Raw genomic sequence first — 20,298 nt, forward strand, 5'->3', positions numbered from 1 at the left:
ATTCCACTCACCTAAACAACATTGCAGAAAGGACGAAGTTGAACATCAGCACCAGCAGCGAGGCGTTCACCACCGCACGGGTGGTGGCGATCGAGGTGCCTTCGATGGTCGGCTCGGCGTGGAAGCCCACGTAGGCGGCGACCAATGCGGCCGTGCCGCCGAAGATCGCCGACTTGAGCATCGCCACGCCGAAGTCGTCCCAGAAGTCCACGCTGTTGCTCAACCCCGACCAGAATGTGCCGTTGTCGATGCCCAACACGTGTACGGCCTCGAAGTAGCCGCCGGTGATGGCCAGCGAGCAGAACACGCCGGTGAGCAACGGCACCGTCAGCACCGCCGCCCAGAAGCGCGGTGCCACCGCCTTGGCCACCGGATCGATGGCCATCAGCTCCAGCGCCTTGATCTGGTCAGTGGCGCGCATTAGGCCAAGTTCGGCCGCGATCGAACTGCCGGCCCGGCCAATGAACAACAGCGCAGTCAGCACCGGTGCCAGTTCGCGGTACAGCGACAGCCCCAGCAAGGTGGACAGCGCATCCGACGCACCATAGGTGGTCAGCGTGCGGTAGCCCTGCAGGGTCAGCACCAGGCCGACGAAGGCGCCGCCGACGGCGATGATCGGCAGCGAGCGCGCACCGACCTTGTAGATCTCGCGCACCAGTTCGGCGATGAAGTCGCGCGTGGGCACCGAGCCGCGCAGCACGGTCAGCGAGAACAGCCCGGCGCGGCCGAAGGCGCGGATCGAGTCGACCATGGCCATCAGGCAGCACTCCGGTCGCGCCGCGGCGCCGCATCGAAGGCGATCGGGCCATCCGGCTGGCCATGCAGGAACTGCTGCACCAGCGGGTCGGTGCTGTCCTGCAATTGCTCGGGCGTGCCGGCGAACACAATGCCGCCATTGGCGATGACCACGGCCTGGTCGCTGATCGGCAGGGTTTCGTGCACGTGGTGACTGACGATGATGCTGGTCAGGCCAAGGCTGTCGTTGAGGCGCTGGATCAGGCTCATGATCACGCCAGACGCGATTGGGTCCAGCCCGGTCAGCGGTTCGTCGTAGATCATCAGCGGCGGGTCCAGTGCCAGCGCCCGCGCCAACGCCACACGCCGCGCCATGCCGCCGGACAGTTCGCGCGGCCAGGCATCGGCGGCGGCCAGCAGGCCCACCGCATGCAGCTTCATCTGCACCAGGCGCTGCAGCACCGGCGCCGGCAGGCGAGTGTGGGTGCGCAGCGGCAGCGCGACGTTGTCGGCCACGCTCAGGTCGGTCAGCAGGCCATTGCCCTGCAGCAGCACGCCGACATTGCGACGCATCTCCAGCAGTGCACGGTTGCCGTGCGGGATTGCGCTGCCGAACAGGGTGACCGTGCCGGCAACCGGACGCAGCTCACCGGTCAGTGCGGCCAGCAAGGTGGACTTGCCGCTACCGGAAGGACCGAGCACGGCCGTGATGCTACCGCGCGGCACGTCGAGCGAGACGTCGCGCAGGATCGTGCGACCGCCGCGATCGATGCGGACACCGGACAACTGCACGACAGGGGATGCGGACGCCGTCATCGAAGCCTTTAACAGAATTCCAACGCGATAGAGTAGCCGTCATCCGGCTGAACATAACCGAACCGGCGCGTGCAGTATTGTCGCATGACGCCTGTACTGCAGCAGACGCGTCACCGCCGGCGCTTATGCAACAGGCCGTCTCATGCATGACGCAATGCAATCTTCGAACGCGCAGGTGTTGTGGCAGGTATGCCCTACGTGGATGATCGGATTCCCAGCCGACCATGAGCACAAAATGGACTTACTGACCCTGGAGCACTTTGCAGGCAGCGTCAACGACACGTTCTCTGCCGCATTGAACGAAGGCGAGGTTCCATTCGTGCTGGTGGAGGCACGGCCGTTGCCCACCAAGCACGCAGTCCATCGCGCGCCATTCTCGCTGCTGTTCCGCAACAGCTCGGCATTTCTGTTTCCGCAGCAGACCTATCGGTTACGTCACACGCGGCTGGGCGAGATCGGCATCTTCCTGGTGCCGGTAGCGCGCGAGCGCGACGGGTTTCTGTATCAGGCGATCTTCAACTGAGCTGCGTGACCGCGTCTGCTTCGGTGCCGCGCCAATGCATTGCCAGATGCGTATCGCCGGAATCGCCGGCGACAAACCCCAGACGCGCATAGAGACGTTGGGCAGCTGGATTGGCATGCAGAACGTGCAGCGATAAGCCGCATCCCGCTGCACATGCGCGGGTTTGCGCCTGCACAATCAACGCAGTGCCGATGCCTTTACCACGCCATGCCGGCATCAGGCTGATATCGATCACTGCGTGTTGCGACGGTGCGCGCTGCAGATACAGCCGGCCGATGCGTTCGTGCTGCCACTGCACGACCATGAAGTCCGCATCGGGAAAATGGCGCAGATAATGCGCGCGCTGCAGGGCGAACTGCTGATCCAGAAACGCGCGCTTGGTTGTGTCCGGCCAGGGCACCTGCGCCAGCTCTTCGCTGCGCGTGCTCGCGTAGAGACCCTGCAGCCAGGGTAGATCGGCATCCTGCTCGGCCCGCAATGCGATGGCATGCGCATCCGGTACAGCGGCCTGGCCTGCGCCCAACGATGCTGTCATCACCTTGCTGGAAAGCAGGCGTGCCATGACGTCAACCGAAGTCTGGGTAGTCGCCGTACAACGCAATGCAGAAGTTCACGGCCAGATAGGGCTGCTGGTTCTCGTGCGCTACGCCATTGCCGGTGGGCAGCAGCGCGGTCGGCGAGAACTGCGTATCAGGCTGCGTCACCGTCACGAATGGACGTGCGGTGCTGCTGCTCATCGTCGACAGTGCCGCACCATTGGCGGGTGTGCCGGTCTTTTTGGTCGAGTCCGCTTGTGAAAATGCGTTGATGCCGTGTTGGTGCGGCGGAATCTGATTGCTCAGCAGGCTCACCCCGGCTGTGCCGAACGTGTCACCACGCTGCCGGTTGCTCAGTCCGCCGCCCTGGCCTTGCTGGCAGCCGGCGCGCGCGCAGAAGTTGGGCAACTGGAACGTACTGGATCCGTTGCCGCCGTAGGCGACACCCAGCAGCGAGTACAGCGCAGTGTTCTGAACGATCGGCAATGTGGCGCCATTGCACAGCGCCCAGCCGACGGGATTGAAATCGAAGCCAAACAGCTGGATTTCGCCGGTATAAGGTTCGGTCATGAACGCATTCCTCCGATGGAACGGGTGGGCGTCGCGATGAGCGCGGTGCGCCGAATCGATCAGCTCTGCTGTGGAAAAATGCCGGCGGTGGAGATGCAGTACTGCACCGTCAAGGTCGGCATAGTGTTGTCGTGCGCCTGTCCGCCGCCGGCGATCGTCGTCGATTGCGTCGCCATCGGCGCTGCCGTGGCACCGGTCGTATCGGTCGCGTAGAACACGTCGCCGGTCACTGTGCCGGGCAGCAATCCCGCAGGCGCGGTCGCGGTGGCGGCAGTGGGTGTGGCGACCAGCGTGTGCGTGTGCGCCGGCATCTGCAGGCTGTCGAGCGTCACCGTTTCGGTGCCAGAGGTGTGGGCAATGACGTAGTTGCTCAGACCAGGGCCCTGGCCCTGGTGCAGCGGCACGCGTCCGCGCAGGTCCGGTACCGCAAAGGTGTTCTGCCCGTCACCGCCATAGAGCGTGCCTATCAGCACGAACAGGGTCTCGTACTCGGAGATCGACAGCAGGCTGCCGTCGCAGGCCTGCCAGCCCTGCGGGGTGCGGCCGAAGCCGAACATGCGGATCTCGCCGATGAATGGAGTGGCCATGGTGTCCTTCCTGGTCTGTGATGCCGCGCCGTCATCGGCACGCAGCGTGTAGAAGTGCCGGCGAACTAGCTACGCGAGGGAAAGATGCCGGACAGCGCAATGCAGAAATTGATCGTGGTGTAAGGCTGCATGTTTGGATGCGGTTGGCTGCCGCCGGCAGGGCCTACCGACTTCGGGTCCAAGGACACCAGCGTCCCCGGTGCCGCATAGAGCGCAGTGGCCGGACCGGTGGTGCTGGCATTGTTGCCGAAGTTGCGGCCAGAAGGACTGCGGTTATTGCCCGTAGTGCTGGTGGATTCCAGCAGGTGGGTATGTGCGGGCAAATTGCTTGGCAGCAGCGTCACGTTCTCGCTGCCAGCCATCTGGCCCAGTGGCGGCACCGGCGGTTGCCAGCTCGGATCCGTTGACGGTGCGAAGCCGATGGGCGTGCGCCCGCGCATGTCCGGCAAGCCAAAGGTAGTGCGGCCGTCGCCACCGAAACGCGTACCAAGCAAGCTGAAGAGTGCCTGGTTTTGATTGACCGGCAGCAGTTGGCCATTGCACTGCGCGAAATACTTGGGCGCAAACACAAAGCCGGTCATCATGATCTGACCCAAGAAGAACTCACTCATGCGGACTTCCTTCCCGTAAGTGCAACGCCGACTGCGTGTCGGAATAATTTGCACAGATACATGTCATGTTTGAATAGAGCAAGTCTCAACTATTCAGAATTGGAATGAAGTATTAAGTTTTTGTTCTTTATTCGTTAGTCAGTTCCTGTTCAAATACCCTCGCAATGTCGAAGGGAGCAATCCCACTAGGGCGACGTTGTCTTCAGGCACGAGGATCGTTGCCGGCGCCGGGGATGGCGCGCTCCAGGGGTGTGGACAGTGAACAAGCAACGTAGGTTTCCAGCGGACGCCACCGGCGGCCGCGCACGTTTGGCCGTGATGTTTGTCCTGTTCGCGATGATGCTCTTGGCGCCAGGCTGGGCGATGGCGCAAGCCTCGACCTACTGCCCGACGCTGAACGCCACCGTGGTGCAGGGCGGTTCGGTACAGATCGACGTGACGACCTGCGATGGCACGGGAGCAGACGATATCGGCATCGGCTGGAACGGCGTGCAACCCCCGCACGGCACGCTCGTGGTGCCCAATCCGAGTGGTGCGCAGGGCACGCAGATCGTCACCTACACCCACAACGGTGACAGCGCCACCAGCGATACGTTCCCGCTGGAAGATGGCCGGGGCGACACCATCACCGTCAACATCACCATCACTCCTAACCAGCCGACGCTGTCGATCAACAACGTGTCGGTGAACGAGGGCAATGCCGGCACCACCAATGCCACCTTCACCGTCTCGCTCAGCCAGCCGGCGGGCACCGGCGGCGTCAGCTTCGATATCGCTACCGCCGACGGCACCGCCACTGCCGGCGTGGACTACGTTGCCTCCAGCCTGACCGGGCAGACCATCCCCGCCGGCAGCAGCAGCGCCACCTTCACCGTGCTGGTCAACGGCGACACGCTCAGCGAGCCGAACGAGACCTTCTTCGTCAACGTCAGCAACGTCACCGGGGCGAGCGTGGGCGATGGCCAGGGCCAGGGCACCATCGTCAACGACGATGCGCTGCCTGCACTGTCGATCGACGACGTCAGCGTCAATGAAGGCAACAGCGGCACCACCACGGCCACCTTCACGGTGAGCCTGAGTGCGGCCAGCGGCCAGACCGTGTCGGTCAATTACATCACCGCCGATGGCACCGCCACCGCCGGCAGCGACTACGCCGCCCGCTCCGGCACGCTGACCTTCGCGCCGGGCGTTACCGCGCAGGGCGTGGCGATCACCGTCAATGGCGACACCGCGGTCGAACCCAACGAGACCTTCAGCGTCGGCCTGTCCGGCGCCAGCAACGCGAGCATCGCCCGCGCCACCGGTACCGGCACCATCGTCAACGACGATGTGGTGGTGGTGGTCGGGCCGGCATCGCTGCCGGCGGCGACCGCGGGCAGCGCCTATAGCCAGACCCTGAGCGCCAGCGGCGGCACCGCGCCGTACACCTTTGCCATCACGGCCGGTGCGTTGCCGGCCGGGTTGAGCCTGAGCGCTGGCGGCGTGCTGTCCGGCACGCCCACCGCCAGCGGCGGCTTCAACTTCACCGCGACCGCCACCGACAGCGGCGGCAGCCCCACCAGCGGCGCCCGTGCTTACACGCTGACCGTGGCCGTGGCCACGACCACCTTCCCGGCGACCAGCCTGCCGGCCGGCACCGCCGGCCAGGCCTATTCGAGTGCGCTCAATCCGGCGACCGGCGGCGTTGCGCCGTACACCTACGCCGTCACCGCCGGTGCCTTGCCGGCGGGCATCACGCTCGACGGCAGCAGCGGCGCCCTGACCGGCACCCCCGGCAGCGTGGGCAGCTTCAGCTTCAGCGTGACCGCCACCGACAGCACCACAGGCACGCCGTCGCAGGCCACACGTAGCTACACCTTGACCATCGCTGCGCCGCCGATCGTGGTCGCGCCGTCCGCGCTGCCGGCCGCCACCCGCGGCACCGCCTACAGCCAGACGTTGAGCGCCAGCGGCGGCACCGCGCCGTATACCTACGCGCTCGCCAGTGGCACGTTGCCGGCAGGCATCACCCTGGCCAGCAACGGCACGCTGTCGGGTACCGCCACGGTGGAAGGCAGCTTCAACCTCACCGTGACCGCGACCGATGCGGGCAGCTTCACCGGCAACCAGGCCTACACCCTGACCGTGGCTGGCCCGAATCTGGTCTTGCCGGCGAGCACCTTGCCGGCAGGCACGGCCGGGCAGGCGTACTCCGCGGCGATCACCCCGGCCACCGGCGGCACGGCGCCTTACACCTATGCATTGACCGGCGGTGTCCTGCCGGCGGGTGTGGTGGTGGACGCGGCCACCGGCACGCTCAGCGGCACGCCGACCGTGGCAGGCACGTTCAACTTCACCCTGACCGTGTCCGACAGCACGCCCAGCCCGGCGGCGCAGGCCAGCCGCAGCTACACGCTGACCATCGCGGCACCTGTGGTCGTGATCGCGCCCACCACGCTGCCGGCCGCCACCCGCGGTACCGCCTACAGCCAGACCCTGAGCGCCAGCGGCGGCACCGCGCCATACACCTATGCAGTCAGCGCGGGCAGCCTGCCTGCCGGCATCACGCTGGCCAGCAACGGCACGTTGTCGGGCACCGCCACGGTGGAAGGCAGCTTCAACGTCACCGTGACCGCGACCGACGCGAACACCTTCACCGCCACTCAGGCCTATGCACTGACCGTGGCCGGCCCGAACCTGGCGTTGCCGGCCAGCACCTTGCCGGCAGGCACGGCCGGGCAGGCGTACTCCGCGGCGATCACGCCGGCCACCGGCGGCACGGCGCCTTACAGCTATGCATTGACCGGCGGTGTCCTGCCGGCAGGTGTGGTGGTGGACGCGGCCACCGGCGCGCTCAGCGGCACGCCGACCGTGGCAGGCACGTTCAACTTCACCCTGACCGTGTCCGACAGCACGCCCAGCCCGGCGGCGCAGGCCAGCCGCAGCTACACGCTGACCATCGCGGCACCTGTGGTCGTGATCGCGCCCACCACGCTGCCGGCCGCCACCCGCGGCACCGCCTACAGCCAGACCCTGAGCGCCAGCGGCGGTACCGCGCCGTACACCTATGCAGTCAGCGCGGGCAGCCTGCCTGCCGGCATCACGCTGGCCAGCAACGGCACGTTGTCGGGTACCGCCACGGTGGAAGGCAGCTTCAACGTGACCGTGACCGCGACCGACGCGAACACCTTCACCGCCACGCAGGCCTATGCATTGACCGTGGCCGGCCCGAACCTGGCGTTGCCGGCGAGCACCTTGCCGGCAGGCACGGCCGGGCAGGCGTACTCCGCGGCGATCACGCCGGCCACCGGCGGCACTGCGCCTTACCGCTATGCACTGACTGCGGGCGCATTGCCCAATGGCGTGATTGTCGATGCAGCGACCGGCGCGCTCAGTGGTACGCCGACCTTGTCCGGCACCTTCAACTTCACCCTGACCGCGACCGACAGCACGCCCAGCCCGGCGGTGCAGGCCAGCCAGAACTATTCGGTCACCATCGCGGCGGCAACGCTGGTGCTGGCGCAACCGACCCTGCCACCGGCGGTGCGCGGCAGCGCGTACAACCAGGTGCTCACGGCCAGCGGCGGCGTTGCGCCCTATCGCTACAGCATCGCCAGCGGCACGTTGCCGACCGGCCTGACGCTGGCCAACGACGGCACGCTGTCGGGCACGCCGACGACGCAGGGCACCTCGTCCTTCACCATCGCGGTGGCCGATGCCGGCAATGCCAGCGCCACCCAGGCCTACAGCTTCACGGTGAGCGATGCGGCGCCGGTGGCGGTAGCGGATGTGGCGGCCACCATGTCCGATGCTGCGGTGACGGTGGCGGTGACCGCCAACGACACCGGCAACATCACCGCGATCGCCATTGCCGCTGCGCCGACCAACGGCACCGCCGTGGTCAACGGGCTGGAACTGGTCTACACGCCGGCTGCCGGTTTCGTCGGCACCGATGTGGTGAGCTACACGGTCACCGGCAGCGGCGGCACCTCGGCGGCGGCCACCGTGACCATTGCGGTCAATGCGCGGCCGGTTGCGGTGTCGGTGACTGCGGCGGCAGTGCCGGGCGAGGCGCAGCAGGTCGATCTGACCCGCAATGCCACCGGCGGGCCGTTCGTGGCGGCAGCCGTGGTTGCGGTGCTGCCTGCGTCGGCCGGTACCGCCACCATCACCCAGGTTGGTGGTCTCGCCACCGCGGCGGCGGCACGTGCATCGGGCCCGTCGCCGGCGGCAGCTGCAATGGCCGAGACGCCCACCTTCATGCTGACCTTCACCCCGAACCCGGCCTTCGTCGGCCAGGCCACGGTGCAGTTCACCTTGTCCAACGCGTTCGCCACGTCGGTGCCGGCCAACGTGGTGTTCACCATCGCGCCGCGCCGCGATCCCAGCATGGATGCGGAAGTACGCGGCCTGATCGATGCGCAGTCCGAGTCCACGCGGCGTTTTGCGCGGGCGCAGATCGACAACTTCCAGCGCCGTCTGGAAGCCACCCATCGCGGCGGCAGCACCTTCAGCAACGCGGTGAGCTTCCAGCCGACCTCGCATTGCCGCCAGGCCGACCGCGGCATCAGTGCGCAGCCGTGCAGCCCGGACACGCAGGAGGCCGACAACGACTTCCGCGATGCGCCGGCAGTGGCCAGCACCGGCACCAGCACCGCGCAGGGCCAGGGCGATCTGGGGCTGTGGGTGGGCGGTGCGATCCGCTCGGGCAGCCTGGACAAGCAGTCCAACAGCAACGGCGTGGATTTCCAGACCGACGGCCTGAGCGTGGGTGCCGATTACCGGGTGGCGCAGTCGCTGGCGATCGGTGCGGGTCTGGGTTGGGGCCGCGACGACAGCGATGTGGGCAGGAACGGCAGCCACTCCAAGGCCACCGCCTACACCATGGCGTTGTATGCCAGCTTCCATCCGGGCAAGGCGTTCTTCTTCGACACCCTGGTCGGCTACCAGCTGCTGTCCTACGACCTGCGCCGCTATGTCACCGACGACGCCTCGATGGCCGAAGGCAACCGCGACGGCAAGCAGTGGATCGCCTCGCTGTCCACCGGTGCGGACCTGCAACGCGGCGAGCTGCAGATTACCCCGTATGCGCGTGTGGATGTGGCGCGCGCCACGCTGGATGGCTATGTCGAAGATGGCGTGGCGCCGTTCGCGCTGCGCTATGACGACATGGACGTGGCCACCACCACCGGCAACCTGGGCCTGCGCCTGGAATGGCGCCGCGAAGTGGCCTGGGGCCGGCTGACCCCGCAGTTGCGCGTGGAATATCAGCGCGACTTCCAGGGCCGCGGCGATGCCACGCTGAGCTACGCCGATCTGAACGGCGGGCCGTTCTACCGCGCGGGCCAGAGCGCGTTCGATCGCAACCGCCTGATGGTGGGCATCGGCGCGGCGTTGCTGACCGAGCAGGGCCTGTCGACGCGGCTGGAATACCGCGGCATCACCGATGGCGACAGCAACAACGATCAGACCTGGATGATCAACCTGGAAAAGAAATACTGATCGTCTCCCGCGTCGTGCACCAAGCCAACACGATGGGCCGGGCGAAGACCCCGGCCCATCGCTTTTTGTGATGCCCCCGCAGGGGTATTGCATGGCGGTGCCGGCGCCTGGAGGCGCGTTGGTCGACGGCGGCTTGCAGCGATACCGCCGAGCGCCGCGGCCGCACGGCATCGCAGGCAATCGGCAATCCGCTCGTGCCTGCTGCGTTCGGGTGCAGTAGCTCCAGCGTGTCGGCCGTCATCGCCATGGTTGGCCGCGCGCCTGCCCACTCCAGTACGGCCCGAACAGTGGCGCCACTCGCTGCGCGCCGGCCCTGGGCCAACAGCGCAGCACGGCCGCATCCGGCACAATGCGCGTACGCATGCACGCCACTTCCGCGCCCGATTTCCGCCTCTATCCCTCAAATGCGCTGGATACGCTGGCTGCCTTGCTCGCACAGGAGCTGCGCCGGCCGGTGCCGGAGCAGCCGTTGCTGCAGCCGGAGGTGGTGCTGATCCCGCAGGTGGCGATGCGGCGCTGGCTGCAGTCCACGCTGGCGGCCGAGCACGGCGTGGCGGCCAATCTGGAATTCCTCACCCCCGGCGAGTTCGTCGCGCGCGCGCTGGAATGCAATCTTGGCCCGGCCGACGACGATCTGGACATGGCGACCACGCAGTGGCGCCTGTACGCCGCCTTGCAGGCCGACCTGGGCAGCGACGCGGCGTTGGCGCCCCTGGCCGGTTATCTGTCCGATGGCGATGCGCTCAAGCCCTGGGCGCTGGCCGGCGAGCTGGGCAATGTGTTCGAGAAGTACCAGGCCTGGCGACGCGACTGGTTGCTGCGCTGGGAAGGCGGCGCCGACCCCGATGATCCGCAGGCGCGGCTGTGGCGCAGCATTGCCACCGGCCGGCAATACCGCGCGCGCCGCATCGGCCAGTATCTGGATCGCTACGCACGCCCGGACGGCCCGCTGCCGCAGGGCTTGCCCAGGCGCCTGTTCGCCTTCGCTATCTTGAATATTTCGCCCGACGTGCTGCGCGTGCTGGCCACGCAGGCGCGCGTGGGCACGCTGCATTTCTACCTGCCCACGCCCACGCAAGGTTACTGGGGCGACCTGCAGACCCTGTGGCAGCGCCGTCGCGAAGACGGTGCGGTGCAGCTGTTTGCCGAGCAGGTGCAGGAAAACCCGCTGCTGCAGGCCTGGGGCGCGGCCGGGCGCGACTTCATGGCATTGGTCGGCGACTACGAGGTGGTGCACCCGCTGGCCGAGATCGCCGCCTATGCTGACCCGCTGGAGTCCGGCCGCCGCGCACTGGCCGACGGCGGCCTGGGCGACAGCCTGCTGCGGCGCATGCAGAGCGACCTGTTCCATCGCCGCGCGCCCAGCGTGCCTGCCGTGTTGCCGGCGGTGAATCTGCACGACCCCAGCCTGCAGGTGCACGCCTGCCACACACGGCTGCGCGAGCTGCAGGTGCTGCACGACCAGCTGCGCGCCTTGCTCGACGATGCGCGCTTCGACCCGCCGCTGCAGCCGCGCGAGATCGCGGTGCTGTCGCCAAATATCGACCCGTACGTGCCGTACCTGGACGCGGTGTTCGGCAGCCACGGCAACGACGATGCCTTGCCGTACGCGCTGGCCGATGCCAGCCCGTTGGCCAGCGAGCCGCTGGCCGAAGTGTTCCTGAGCTTGCTCGGCTTGCCGATCGCACGCTTCGGCCTGCACGAGATCCTCGACCTGCTCGCCAGTGCGCCGATCGCCGAGGCCGCCGGCCTGGACGAAGCCGGGCTGGAACGTCTGCGCGGCTGGCTGCATGCGGCCGGCGCGCGCTGGGGGCTGGATGCGGCGCACCGGCGCCAGCATCAGGCGCCGGGCGACGACGCCTACACCTGGCGCTTCGCGCTGGACCGGCTGCTGCTCGGCCATGCCAGCGGCACCGACGACGATATCGAGGGTGTGGCGCCCTGGCCGCAGCTGGAAGGCAGCGCGCTGGCCGCACTGGATATCTTGTTGAAGCTGCTGCGTGTGCTCGAACGCTACCAGTCCGTGTTGGCCGAGGCGATGACGCCGGTCGAGTGGCGCGAGCGGCTGCTCGGCCTGCTGGAGGCATTGATGCCAAAAGCGCCCTCGGCACCACGTGCGCAGCGCGCGCTGGACCGCTTGCGTAGCTTGATCGACCAGTTCGCCCGCGATGCAGTGCGCGCCGAGTACGCAGGCAGCGTGCCGGCCGAGGTGGTGCGCGCGCATTTTGCTGCGGTGCTGGGCGAGTCGGACACGCGTGCGCCGCTGCTCACCGGCGGCATCAGTTTCGGCCGCATGGTGCCGATGCGCTTGCTGCCGTTCCGCGTGATCTGCCTGCTCGGCATGAACGATGGCGACTTCCCGCGCCGCGACCCGGCCGCCGGGCTCAATCGTCTCACCGCAGAACTGGGCACCGAGCGTCGCCGGCACGGCGACCGTTCGACCCGCGAGGACGACAGGTTCCTGTTCCTGCAATTGTTCGCCTCCGCGCAGGAAGTGTTCTACCTGAGCTATCTCGGCGCCGATGCGCGCGACGGCAGCGCGCGCGAACCATCGGTGCTGGTCAGTGAGTTGCTGGGCAGCGCCGCGCAGTACCACGCCGACCCGGCGGCAATCGACACGCTGGTGGTGCACCACCCGTTGCAGCCGTTTGCCGCCGCCGCCTTCGGTGCGCCGGGTGATCACGGCGCCGACCCGCGCCGTTTCAGCTATCGCCGGCAGTGGCGCCCCGCGGTGGACAGCCTTACCGGCCAGCGCCAGCCGCTGGCGCCCTGGGTGGCCGGTGCGTTGCCGGCCGATGACATCGCAGTGCCGACGAATGTGTCGATCGACGAACTGCGCCGCCTGTTCGCCGACCCGGCCGGGCAGTTCCTGCGCCACCGCCTGGGAATGCGCCTGCCGGATCCGGCAGGCGAAGACAGCGATCTGGAGCCGCTGCTCGCGCCCACGCGCGGGCTGGAGCAATACGGCCTGCAGCAGCATGTGTTCGACGCCGCGCTGGCCGGCGACACCGAGCGGCTCTACGAGCGTCTGCGCGCGCGCGCGTTGCTGCCGTCCGGGCCGCTGGGGCGACGCCAGCTCGATGAGCGGGTGGCGCAACTGCGCCCGTATGCCGAGGCATTCCGGCACTGGCGCGGCGAGGAGCCTGCGCAGTCGCGCCGGTTGCAGGTGCAGATCGGCCAGACCGAGGTGCACGGCCGTGTGCCCGGCTGGTATGCGAGCGGGGTGGGGCGGGTGCAGGTCGGCGCGCTCAGCGGCCGCAGCGCGATCCGCCACGGCCTGGAATGGCTGCTGCTGCGCGCCGCCGGCGAGCACGCGCCGTATGTACGCTTCTTCGAAGACGAAGACGGTTTGGGCCCGCATCCCATCGATGCCGAGCCGCTGTCGCAGACGCAGGCGCAGGGCGCGTTGGCTGCGCTGCTGCAGATGTACCGGCAGGGCTTGCAGACGCCGCTGGCGTTCGCGCCCTACAGCAGCTGGAAGTATCACCAGGCCGCGCGCAGCGACGACCTGGACAAGGCCATCAAGGACGCTGCCGGGCAGTGGCAATCCAGCTTCGGTTGGAGCGAGTCGCACAGTCCGGAACTGCGCCTGGTCAACCGCGGCCGTGACCCGTTCGCCGACGCGCAGCGCTTTGCCGATTTCGCCATCACCAGCCACCGCGTGTACGACCTGCTCGAGCGCGGCAACGCCGATGCCACGCTGGAACCGGAGCGATTGATCGAGAGCTGGCGCCACTGGCACGGCGCGCAGGAAGAGGCCGAATGAGCGCCAGCCCGGTCACCGACCCGTACCTGGAATTGCCGTTGCATGGCGTACGCCTGATCGAGGCCAGCGCCGGCACTGGCAAGACCTTCACCCTGGCCACGCTGTTCACCCGGCTGGTGGTCGAGCGTGGCCTGCGCATCGGCCAGATCCTCGCCGTCACCTTCACCGAGGCCGCCACCCAGGAACTGCGCCGCCGCATCCGCGAGCGCCTGGTGCTGGCCGCAACCCTGGTCCCCGACGCCCCCGTAGGAGCGGCCCCGGCCGGGACCGACCTCGCTGACGACCCGTCGCGGCCAGGTCCGCTCCTACAGGACGCGCCCGACGCCTTTGTCGCCACGCACCTGGCCCCTGGCACCGAAACACCCAGCGCCCCCGTAGGAGCGGCCCCGGCCGCGACTGACTTCGCCAACGACCCGTCGCGGCCAGGTCCGCTCCTACAGGACGCGCCCGATGTGCTGCTTACGCGCGCCATCCTCGCCACCCACCTGGCCACCAGCACCGAAACACCCGCGGCCTTGCGCCGCCGCCTGCAACAGGCGGTGGAAGAAATCGACCTGGCCGCCGTGTTCACCATCCACGGCTTCTGCGCGCGTGTGCTGCGCGAGCATGCGCTGGAAAGCGGCCAGGCCTTCGCCGCACCGGAACTGCTCGCCAACGACCGCGAACTGCTCGGCGAAGTCGCCGCCGATCTGTGGCGCCAGCGCGCCGCCGATGCGGCAATGGCCGAAGACCTGATCGCGCTGTGGTCGGGCGGCCCGGAGGCATTGGCCAGCGATCTGCGCGCCTTGGTGCGCCATCCAACGCTGCTGCCGGCCGCCGCCACGACAAACGACGATTCCGCTGCGCTGCTGCAAGCGGTGCAGGACGCCAGTACTGCACTGGCCGCGGCATTCCAGGCGCACGGCAGCGCGTTTTTCGAAGCCCTCATGGCCGCCATCGACGGCGGCATCCTGAGCAAGGTCAGCTACAAGCCCGAGTGGCTAACAGCGTTGTGGCACTGGTTCGACAGCTTCGCCGCCGCGCCATCGATGCACCCAACGCCGCACGCCAAGCTGATCAAGTTGACCGCTGCGGAACTGGCCGCCGGCACCAACAAGAAGTTCGTCGATCGCACCCCGGCCTCGCCGCTGAGCCACGAGATTGACGGCTATCTCACCGCGCTGGCCGGTGTCGAAGCATGGCGCAGCCGTCGCCGCATCCGCCTGCTGCACGCCCTGCGCGAGGACGCCATTGCGCGGCTGGCATTGCTCAAGCGCCAGCGCCGCGTGCAGACCTACGACGACCTGGTCGATGGCGTCGCGCACGCGCTGGAAGGCGCGCAGGCCCAGGCGCTGGTCACGCGGCTGCGCGCGCAATACGCCATCGCGCTGGTGGACGAATTCCAGGACACCGACGACCGCCAGTGGGCGATCTTCTCCAACGTGTTCGGCGAAGGCCCGCTCGCACGCGCGGCCGGCCTGGAGCCGGCGCTGTTTCTGATCGGCGACCCCAAGCAGGCCATCTACGGCTTCCGTGGCGGCGACGTGCGCACCTATCTGGCCGCCGCGGTCACTGCCGAACTCGCCCCGCCGCTGAGCCACAACTTCCGCTCGCGCCCCGGTGTGCTGGCGGCCATCGACGCGTTGTATGCGCAGGCCGGCTACACCGATGCCTTCCTCACCGATGGCATCGCCTTCCACCCGGTGCGGCCCGGCACCAAGCGGGTGGATGCCGACCTGCAACGCGATGGCGCCGCCGCCCCGGCGCTGACGCTGTGGCGCGCCCCGGACCCGCCGCCGCCACCTGCCGCGGCAGCGGCAAAAACCAAGCAAGCAGGAAAGCCCAAACCCTGGAGCGCCAACCGCGCCCGCGAGCTGGCCACCGCCGCCTGCGTGGCGGCGATCCGTGGCTGGCTGGCCGGTGGCCGCGACGGCACTGCCACCGTCAATGGCCGCCCGGTGCAGGCCGGCGATATCGCCGTGCTGGTGCGCAGCCACGGCGAGGCCACGCGCATGCAACAGGCGCTGGGCGCGGTGGGCATCCCCGCCGTGGCGGCCGGCAAGCAGAGCCTGTTCGCCACTGACGAGGCGCTGGAGCTGCTGGCCCTGTTGCAGGCCTTGCTCGACCCGGGCGACGACAGCCGCCTGCGTGCCGCGCTGGCTACCGTGCTGATCGGCGCGGATGCCGCCGCCATCGCCGCGCTCGCACACGACGGCGAGCGTCACCGCCGCTGGCAGCAGCAGGCGCTGGACTGGCGCGAGCGCTGGCAACGCGGCGGCCCGCTTGCCCTGATCGGCGACCTGGGCGCCGCGCACGGGCAACGCCTGCTCGCCCTGGTCGATGGCGAGCGCCGCCTCACCAACTACCTGCAGCTGGCCGAACTGTTGCAGGAGGCCGACGCCCGCGCACTCGGCCCGCACGGCCTGGTCGATTGGCTGTCGCGCCGCATCGCCAATGCCGACGACAACGACGAAGCCCAGCAGCTGCGGCTGGAGTCGGACGCGCGCCGCGTGCAGATCGTCACCCTGCACAAGAGCAAGGGCCTGGAATATCCGCTGGTGTTCCTGCCGTACATCGGCATCGGCCGCAGCGACAAGGGTGCTGGTCGCCATTGCGTGGTGCATGCGCCGGAGCTCGGCCGCCAGCTGCACTGGAAGACTGACAAGGACGACCCAACCTGGAGCGCCGCCGAAGCGGCCTGGAAGCAGGAACAACGCGCCGAAGACGCACGCCTGCTCTACGTCGGCCTGACCCGTGCCGAGCACGCGCTGTGGATTGCCAGCGGCCCGTTCCACCAGCACGAGCGCACCGCACTGTCCGGCATGCTGCGCGCGCTGGACGCACTGCAGGGCGCGGCCGGCAAGGGTGCAGTGGTGGTCGACACGTCCACGCCGCCTACCAACCTGCCGCGCCTGCCGCCGCCGGTCGAGGCACAGGTGCCGCCCGCGCGCGCGCCGCAGCGGCATATCGCCCCGGACTGGTGGGTCTACAGCTTCACCCAGCTGGCCAATGCCGATGCCGGCGCCGCCACCGACCCGATGGCCAGCGCCACGGTGGTCGGCAGTGGCGGCAGCGACGAGCCGTCCGGCAGCGAGGCCGTTGCGGTGGCCGCCGAGGTCGACGCCTTCGACCCGCGCTTTGCCGGCAACCGCTTCGGCGTGGTGATGCACGACGTGTTCGAGCGCTGCGATTTTGCCGCCTGGCAGGGCTGGCGCCCCGGCCTGCCCGCACCCGAAGGCCAGGCCGCCGCCATCCTCGAAGCGCTGCAACGCGGCGGCTACGTCGAGAAGGAATGGGACGACGGCCTGGCCATGCTCACCGCGCTGATCGGCCACACCCTCACCGTGGCCCTGCCCGAAGGCACCACCCTGGCCGCCGTGCCCGCGCCGCAGCGCCGCAACGAGATGGAATTCCACTTCGCCATGCGGCCCACCCGCGTCGATGCGCTGCTCGCGTTGCTGCACCGGTTTGGCGTGGTGAGCGACCGCCAGGCCTTCGGCGCACGCCAGCGGCTGGAAGGCCTGATGACCGGCCTGATCGACCTTACCTACACCGTGGACGGGCGCTGGTACGTGCTCGACTACAAGTCCAACCGCCTGCCCAGCTACGACGCCGACGCCCTGGCCCGCGCCATGGCGCACAGCGAGTACGAATTGCAGGCGCTGATCTACACCGTCGCCTTGCACCGCTGGCTGCGTTTCCGCCTGGGCGATGGCTACGACTACGCCCGCGACTTCGGCGGCGTGCGCTACCTGTTCTGCCGCGGCCTGGACGCCACCCGCAACCCCGCAGCCGACTCCAGCTCCATCCCCGGTTCCGGTTCTGACTCCGGTTTCGACTCCGACTCCGACTCCGTCAACGGCGCCAGCGCCGCCTCCGATTCCGACCCCGTCAATGGCGCCAGCTCCATCTCCGATTCGGGTTTCGACTCCGACGCCGGCGTCGACGCCGTCAACCGCGCCACGCCCGCACCCGGCATCCACGCCTGGCGCTTCGACCCGGCGCTGGTCCAAGCCCTGGACGCCCTGTTCGCCGGCAGCGCCCCGGAGCCGACATCCAGCAACCCAGGCACGCCCGATGCCCGCTAGCGCACAGCCCCTTACCGCTGACGCACCAAAGCCCCGCTCCCCCGGGGGCGACAAGGCACTGGTTGCGCGCCACTGGCGCGCGTGCCTTGGAGCGCCGCTGGCGCGGGCTGGGGCGCGGAGCGGGGATTGGGGTGAGGGTACGTCCGCCGCCGAAGCATCCAAGCCATGACCCAACAGACCGCACCGATCAGCGCTGTGCGCACGCCCGGCTCCCCTCGGGGCGCGCAGACACCGCTTACGCACACTGGCGCGCGTGCCTGGCAGTGTCTGCGCCACGCCGCGCGGGCCGGGGCGCGCAGCGGAAGTTGGGGTGAGGGCGCCTGCGCCGGGGAGGCGTCCACCGCATGAACCACCCAACCCTCTTCAACGCCCTGATCAAGGCCGACGCCCTGCGCCCGCTGGATCTGGCCTTCGCCCAGAGCCTGCAACGCCTGGCCCCGGACACCGACCCCCAGGTGTTGGCCGGCGCCGCACTCGCCTCGCTGGCCGTCACCAGCGGCCACGCAGGGCTGGACCCCAGCCGCGCCGGCATGCTGCTGGACACGCGCGAGGGCCCAGCGCCCGCACTCCCGGACCCAGGCGACTGGCAACGCACCTTGGCCGCCTCGCGCTGGGTCGACCAACCGAATCCGCAAGACCCCGCCGCCGCCGACTGCCCGCTGGTGCTGGAACGCGGCCTGCTCTACCTGCGCCGCTACCGCGAGTACGAACGCCGCCTGGCGCTGGGCCTGCAACGCATCGCCGCCCAGTCGCCACCGCCCTTCGACGCAGCCACGCTATCCCCACTATTCGGGCAGCTATTCCCCCAGGCTTCCCCTCTCCCCCCGGGAGAGGGTGCCCGAAGGGCGGGTGAGGGCACGCGCCTGCCCGAGCCATCCGTCGACCAGGAAGGTACGGCCCCACCGGCCCCGTCCCACCACCCAGACCGCCAGGCCCAGGCCGCCGCGCTGGCGCTGCGCCGCACCCTGCTGCTGGTCACCGGCGGCCCCGGCACCGGCAAGACGACCACCATCGCCCGCCTGCTGCTGCTGCGCATCGCCCAGGCACACGCCTCCAACACCCCGGCCCCGCGCATCGCCCTGGCCGCGCCCACCGGCCGCGCCGCCGAGCGCATGGCCGAGAGCCTGCGCCTTGCGGTCACGCGCGCCATCGCTGGCGGCATCGACCCGGCCCTGGCCGATGCCCTGCCCAGCGGTGCCAGCACCCTGCATCGCCTGCTCGGCGTCATCCCGGATTCCCCGCACTTCCGCCATCACGCCGACAACCCGCTGCCGTTGGACCTGATCGTCGTCGACGAAGCCTCCATGGTCGACCTGCCGCTGATGTGCAAGCTGGTCGAAGCCGTGGCCGATGGCACCCAGCTGATCCTGCTCGGCGACGCCGACCAGCTGCCTTCGGTGGAAGCCGGCGACGTGCTCGCCGCCATCCTGCAGGCCGCCGGGCCCGGCGATGCCCTGCAGCCGCAGGACGCACAGGCGCTGCAAGCGCTGCTCGGCACCGCGCCCGCCGACACCACGCCCACCGCCAGCCACGGCGGCGGCCTAGCCGGCCACCGCGTGCACCTGCTGCGCGGCTACCGGCAGGCGGACGGCTTTGCACTGGCCCCGTTGGCCGACGCCGTGCGCGCCGGCGACGCCGACACCGCCCTGGCCCTGCTGCGCAGCGGCGAGCTGGCCGGCGTGCACTTCCACGAAGACGGCGAAGACCCGCTCACCCTGGGCCGCGACGCACTGCTCGCGCACTGGCGCGCGCTGGCCGATGCGCACGACCCGGCCGCGGCCCTGCGCGACGCCGCGCGCCTGCGCCTGCTCACCGCCGTGCGCGCCGGCCCGCAGGGCGCACGCGGCCTCAACGCCCGTATCGAACAACTGCTGGCCGAAACCGGCTCCGGCGCGCGCCGCCTCGGCGCCGCCTCGCCCTGGTTCCAGGGCCGCCTGCTGCTGATCACCGAAAACAGCTACCGCCACGGCCTGTTCAACGGCGACGTCGGCATCTGCCTGCGAAGCGAAGCGAGTCCCTCTTCGGGGCGCAGCGACGAAGGCGCCTCTTCAAGGCCAGACCAGCCCGGCGGCACCGCCAGCCGCCGCGACCCAGGCACCGACAGTCGTGCCCAAGGCCCGTTGGTCGCCTGGTTCGAAGGCGACGGCGACGGCCAGGTGCGCGGCTTCCATCCCGCCGCACTGCCCGCGCACGAAAGCGCCTTCGCCATGACCGTGCACAAGGCCCAGGGCAGCGAATTCGACACCGTCTGGCTGCAACTGCCCACCCGCGACGCCCGCGTGCTCAGCCGCGAACTGCTCTACACCGGCATCACCCGCGCCCGCCGCGCCCTGCACCTGGCCGGCAGCGAAGCGGTCATCCGCAGCGCACTCGCCCGGCACGCCGCACGCATCTCGGGTCTGGCGTGGCGGTTGGGGGCGCAGCAGCAGGCGGTACCCGCCAAGCCAGCAACAGAACCAGCTACTGCGTTGCCCGTGCAGGGTTCGTTGTTCTGATGGACGCGAGCCGGCGCAATGGCAACATCACTTACGGCAGAACGGCACGTTCGCCTATCACCATCACCGGGCATGCCCGGATAGCATCATGGACGAAGAAAAACTGGTTGT

11 protein-coding genes are annotated in these 20,298 nt (G+C 69.1%); 5 read left to right on the forward strand and 6 right to left on the reverse strand.

Annotation, left to right across the window (positions count from 1 at the left end):
* Positions 1-7: 7 nt before the first annotated feature.
* Positions 8-757 (reverse strand): MlaE family lipid ABC transporter permease subunit, encoded by a 750-nt coding sequence (locus tag DYQ94_RS16430; RefSeq protein WP_016902129.1) that lies wholly within the window; start codon positions 755-757, stop codon positions 8-10.
* Positions 757-1,551: an ABC transporter ATP-binding protein gene (locus DYQ94_RS16435; RefSeq protein WP_054592475.1), complete on the reverse strand. Its 795-nt coding sequence runs from the start codon at positions 1,549-1,551 to the stop codon at positions 757-759. The genes DYQ94_RS16430 and DYQ94_RS16435 overlap by 1 nt, the downstream gene beginning before the upstream one ends.
* Positions 1,552-1,786: 235 nt before the next feature.
* Here DYQ94_RS16435 and DYQ94_RS16440 point away from each other — a divergent pair, with 235 nt between their 5' ends.
* Positions 1,787-2,074: a DUF6916 family protein gene (locus tag DYQ94_RS16440; RefSeq protein WP_102255219.1), complete on the forward strand. Its 288-nt coding sequence runs from the start codon at positions 1,787-1,789 to the stop codon at positions 2,072-2,074.
* Here DYQ94_RS16440 and DYQ94_RS16445 read toward each other — a convergent pair.
* The 4 genes from DYQ94_RS16445 to DYQ94_RS16460 all read right to left on the reverse strand — a co-directional run bounded on the left by DYQ94_RS16445 (position 2,067) and on the right by DYQ94_RS16460 (position 4,378).
* Entirely contained in the window at positions 2,067-2,636 is a 570-nt protein-coding gene (locus tag DYQ94_RS16445) for a GNAT family N-acetyltransferase (protein ID WP_126966915.1), read from the reverse strand. The genes DYQ94_RS16440 and DYQ94_RS16445 overlap by 8 nt on opposite strands.
* A 4-nt stretch (positions 2,637-2,640) precedes the next feature.
* On the reverse strand, positions 2,641-3,180 hold the full coding sequence (locus DYQ94_RS16450) for a phage tail protein (protein ID WP_024940541.1): 540 nt from the start codon (positions 3,178-3,180) through the stop codon (positions 2,641-2,643).
* Positions 3,181-3,239: 59 nt separating this feature from the next.
* Complete coding sequence (locus DYQ94_RS16455; protein ID WP_104544315.1) at positions 3,240-3,767, reverse strand: phage tail protein; 528 nt, start codon at positions 3,765-3,767, stop codon at positions 3,240-3,242.
* Positions 3,768-3,832: 65 nt separating this feature from the next.
* The gene (locus DYQ94_RS16460; protein WP_102585303.1) at positions 3,833-4,378 is read right to left on the reverse strand and encodes a phage tail protein; all 546 of its coding nucleotides are present in this window, start codon (positions 4,376-4,378) and stop codon (positions 3,833-3,835) included.
* 258 nt (positions 4,379-4,636) lie between these two features.
* Here DYQ94_RS16460 and DYQ94_RS16465 point away from each other — a divergent pair, with 258 nt between their 5' ends.
* From DYQ94_RS16465 to recD, 4 genes are all read left to right on the forward strand, one after another.
* Positions 4,637-9,859, forward strand: coding sequence for a putative Ig domain-containing protein (locus DYQ94_RS16465; RefSeq protein ID WP_164738962.1), 5,223 nt, complete (start codon positions 4,637-4,639; stop codon positions 9,857-9,859).
* A 361-nt stretch (positions 9,860-10,220) separates the two neighbouring features.
* Positions 10,221-13,625, forward strand: a complete 3,405-nt coding sequence (gene recC / locus DYQ94_RS16470; RefSeq protein WP_126966917.1) for an exodeoxyribonuclease V subunit gamma — start codon at positions 10,221-10,223, stop codon at positions 13,623-13,625.
* Positions 13,622-17,692 carry an exodeoxyribonuclease V subunit beta gene (recB, locus tag DYQ94_RS16475; RefSeq protein WP_160954933.1) on the forward strand — a complete coding sequence of 1,357 codons (4,071 nt, stop codon included), beginning with the start codon at positions 13,622-13,624 and terminating at the stop codon, positions 17,690-17,692. The genes recC and recB overlap by 4 nt, the downstream gene beginning before the upstream one ends.
* Positions 17,693-18,036: 344 nt before the next feature.
* A complete protein-coding gene (recD, locus tag DYQ94_RS16480) occupies positions 18,037-20,187 on the forward strand; it encodes an exodeoxyribonuclease V subunit alpha (RefSeq protein WP_160954934.1) in 2,151 nt (716 codons plus the stop codon).
* Positions 20,188-20,298 lie beyond the last annotated feature (111 nt).

The organism is Xanthomonas sp. LMG 8993 (assembly GCF_009835065.2).
In the GTDB taxonomy this organism is placed as follows: Bacteria; Pseudomonadota; Gammaproteobacteria; order Xanthomonadales; family Xanthomonadaceae; genus Xanthomonas; species Xanthomonas arboricola.